General features: G+C 49.8%; 3 protein-coding genes. 2 read left to right on the top strand and 1 reads right to left on the bottom strand.

Going from position 1 to position 3148, the window contains the following annotated elements; genetic code table 11:
* Positions 1–87 precede the first annotated feature (87 nt).
* A complete protein-coding gene (locus ACTIE6_RS21605; protein ID WP_439558607.1) occupies positions 88–1782 on the bottom strand; it encodes a hypothetical protein in 1695 nt (564 codons plus the stop codon).
* A 209-nt stretch (positions 1783–1991) separates the two neighbouring features.
* On the opposite strand from ACTIE6_RS21605, the gene ACTIE6_RS21600 reads away from it, so the two are divergent.
* Positions 1992–2573 (top strand): HPP family protein, encoded by a 582-nt coding sequence (locus ACTIE6_RS21600; RefSeq protein WP_439558606.1) that lies wholly within the window; start codon positions 1992–1994, stop codon positions 2571–2573.
* Positions 2540–3148 (top strand): chloride channel protein (locus tag ACTIE6_RS21595; protein ID WP_439558605.1); only part of this gene is annotated, 609 nt, incomplete at its 3' end. The genes ACTIE6_RS21600 and ACTIE6_RS21595, both read left to right, overlap by 34 nt.

Raw genomic sequence — 3148 nt, 5'->3', positions numbered from 1 at the left:
AGATTTTGTGCAGAAGCCGCGAACGTAAACAGCAGCATAGCCACAATCAGGGCCATTATTGAAACGCCTTTACGAAATCTGCCAGTGTTAGAATGAAATTCCATATCCGATATTTCCTCTGAATTCATTGAATTTTTCCGTTTGAATACCCGTATTCGAGTTCAGGTAATTGAACATCAGGCTCAGGCTTTGCTTCCTGGCGAGCTGGTAACCTGCATTTGCCGAGGCTGTAAGTACCTTTCCGGTCTGGCCAAGCTGCTGGTTGATGAGGTAAGAAAAATTGGCTGAGGTAGTCAGCTTCTTTTTCAAGAAAACATAGTTGGTGCCCAGTGTTGGTCCGTAGAATTTCACCTTCTGGTTTCCGTCTGCGGGCAACAAAGCGGGTAGACTGGTTTGCGTGTAGGATAGCATCAGGTTTGCCCCGAAAGCACTCTGGTTCTGCTGAAAGAAATAGCTCAGGTTCAGGTTCTGATTGTTGTTTTCGGTCTGGTTTGAAGTGGCTTCATTCAGGTCCGAAAGCTGCTGGTGGGCTACTGTAAATGTAAAAACATGTGACAGATCCTTGTTGAAAATGGAATAGCGTGTGTTTAGTGTGGCAGATAGGTTGTTCTGCGCTATCCGCAAGGTGTCGATCAGTGGCCTCAGTCCTGCTTTCTGGCTCAATCCATAATTGGATAGGGAAATATCCAACCCAAATACCGGGTCAGGATTAAAGGATGCCATCAGCGAGCCGACGGACCTGCCGGTACCTGCATTCTTGTTTTTGGCAAGATTATCGAATTGTGTCCCATAACTACCCGCGATCCTCGCCTTTCCTTTCAGCAGGTTGAGTGCCGCATTGACGGTATAGCTTTCAATATCACTCTGGAAATAGTAAGCGCCCATGGTCTGGAAATTAGGATCAATGCGCTTGTACTGGAATTTCACAGATCCCCATTTATCCTGATACCCCAGCCCGGCCTGCGTTGCCTGCGTGAGCTGCGTGGAAAGCCGCGGCGTGATCATCTTCCCGAAAATGCGGACAAGCGGGTTCTTGCCTTCTGCCTGCACTTCGGTGGCGTACATATCCCTCGTATAGGAACTTGCCGCAGCGTCGAGCTCGACGGTAATGTGTTTGATCAGCAACAACCGCGAAGTAATGCCAACTACGAGGTTCTCCGCCGGGACGATCTGCTTTTCAGGTGTTGTTTGAATGCCGGGAATGGAAGTGGTGTCATCCTGCGCACGAAGCACCACCAGGTCTACAAAATTATTGGGCTTCCCATAGCCGAGCTTGAATGCGTAGCCGGTTCTCTTGAATGAAGGAATCGCATCGGGATCGGCGATATCCGTCGAGCTCGCGCGGTTGAACCGCCCGTAAACAGCTCCGAACCGCAGCATACCCGGGTTCAGCTCAACGCCGCCGCCGAGAAAAGTGTGTCCTGCCAATGTAAAAGGCGAAAAGCTGACGTTCCGGTACCCTGCATGGATCGTCGCCCATTTGTAGGTGGGACTTACCCCGAACTGGTTGAAAGGCTGACGAAAACTTGCACCCTGGTTGCCCAGTACCGCCGAAAAAGGCAGACTGACACCGCCCGGCAAAGTAACCGTAATGGCGCCGCTCAGTCCGAAAGGGGTTGCCTGGTTGCGGGCGGCAATTCCGTTTGGTGTGTAAAAGCCTGCGTACGCATTCAGTCCGCCGGATACTTTTACCAAACCGGGCTTTTTTGCCTCTGTCTGCGCCAGCGCAGTTGTCGAGATTGACAGTACCAATAAAAACAGCAGGTAACGTTTTTCCATCATCGCACACAGCAAGTATTTGTGTATGTCGAAAATAGAGCTGCCGCTTACCTGAAATGACAGCTAATCGATGAATGGAGGCTGATAATCGGTGAACGTCAATTGCAAGCCGCTTACTCAAACTCCGTGGCCCGGCAGAGATTTTCCTGGCAGCCGGGAACCGTATAGTTCACATTAACATTATAATTTAGTAGTTCAATCACGAACAAACATTGAGAAAGCATTTAAGAAAGCACATGCGCATGGCGCGCTATGTGATTTACAAGGAGACGCTGGTCGATTTTAAAGACCATTTCTGGACATTTCTGGGATCATTCAGCGGCATTGCGCTGATCGGTTTTTTTAACAACAACATGTTTAGCGCTTCCGACAGCGTTTTCCTGATCGGCTCTTTCGGCGCATCTTCGGTCCTGATCTACGGTATCGTCAATAGTCCGCTCGCACAGCCGCGGAATGTGATCGGCGGCCACCTGATCTGCGCATTGGTGGGTGTTACGGTGCACAAGCTGATCCCAGGTAATATCTGGCTGGCATCTGCATTTGCCGTGTCGGTCTCAATTGTGTTGATGCAAATTACCCGCACGCTGCACCCGCCCGGCGGAGCCACTGCATTAATCGCCAACATCGGTTCTGAAAAAATCACGTCACTGGGCTACAAATATGTGCTCAGCCCTGTTCTTTCGGGCGTGCTGATCCTTTTGCTCGTGGCGATATTTGTCAATAATATGGCGCCAAACCGCCATTATCCCAAAAACAAACATTGGTACAAGATCTGGAAACGGAGGTACCGGTGAACACCACTGTTATGAAACTGAGTGCATACCAAAACAAAAAAATCCGCCGCGTATCGGCAGTTATCCTCGCAGCTGCGGTAACAGGTCTCCTATCCGCCCTCGTAGCCGACACGCTGAAAGTAATCACAGAACACTACGAAGAACTTTTCCTCGAAAGCATTGTCCACAATAAATGGCTGATCCTGGTCCTGCCTTTCGCAGGTCTGGCGATGATTTATATACTGAGACGGTTTTTGTTCCGCAACAAAACCAACAAAGGGATCAAAGAGGTCATGGACACGATCAACAAGGATGCGCACATGCTGCCGGCTTACAAGATCCCGTCCCATTATTTCAATGGATTTCTCACCGTGATTTTTGGCGGTTCTACGGGGATTGAAGTCTCCACGGTTGTTTCCACTGCTGCGATCGGCGCACTCTCTTCGAGGAAGGCAAAGTTTCTAAAGAAGTACCGGACAGACCTGATCTGTGCTGGCTTAGCTGCCGGACTTACCGCACTTTTCAATGCACCATTTGCAGGTTTTTTGTTTGCCTATGAGGTTTTTACCAAAAGGCGGAGCAAGCTGCACCACCTC

It is taken from the genome of Dyadobacter sp. (genome assembly GCF_051859145.1).
Taxonomy (GTDB): Bacteria; Bacteroidota; Bacteroidia; order Cytophagales; family Spirosomataceae; genus Dyadobacter.
The sequence above is the reverse complement of the archived record's forward strand: the minus strand, read 5'-3'. Positions and strand labels throughout refer to the sequence as shown.

Coding starts and splice junctions, on each gene's coding strand:
- ACTIE6_RS21605 (WP_439558607.1), bottom strand. CDS start 1,782: ATGATGGAAAAACGTTACCTGCTGTTTTTATTGGTACTGTCAATCTCG.